Here is a 232-nt window from a genome sequence, read left to right on the forward strand (position 1 = left end):
GTCATCTTGCCGGCTTCCTGGCTCAAAATACCTTAGTCTCATGTTCCGACAGCGCAGCATTCAGAATCTCGTCCGCACGACAGGCGTCGGCGTCCACTCCGGACGGCGGGTCGAGCTCACTCTGCGTCCGGCGGCGCCCAATACGGGCATCGTGTTCCACCGCGTCGATCTGCCCGAAGTCGTCGACCTGCCCGCGCAGGCCACTGGCGTGGGCGATACGCGCATGGCGTCC

The 232-nt window shown here is 65.1% G+C and carries 1 protein-coding gene; it reads left to right on the plus strand.

Annotated elements, in window-relative coordinates; translation table 11 throughout:
- Positions 1 to 40 precede the first annotated feature (40 nt).
- The coding region (locus SB751_RS35705) for a UDP-3-O-acyl-N-acetylglucosamine deacetylase (protein WP_410749696.1) at positions 41 to 232 on the plus strand (192 nt) is incomplete at its 3' end.

It is taken from the genome of Cupriavidus sp. SIMBA_020 (assembly GCF_046535395.1).
GTDB classification, from domain to species: domain Bacteria; phylum Pseudomonadota; class Gammaproteobacteria; order Burkholderiales; family Burkholderiaceae; genus Cupriavidus; species Cupriavidus campinensis.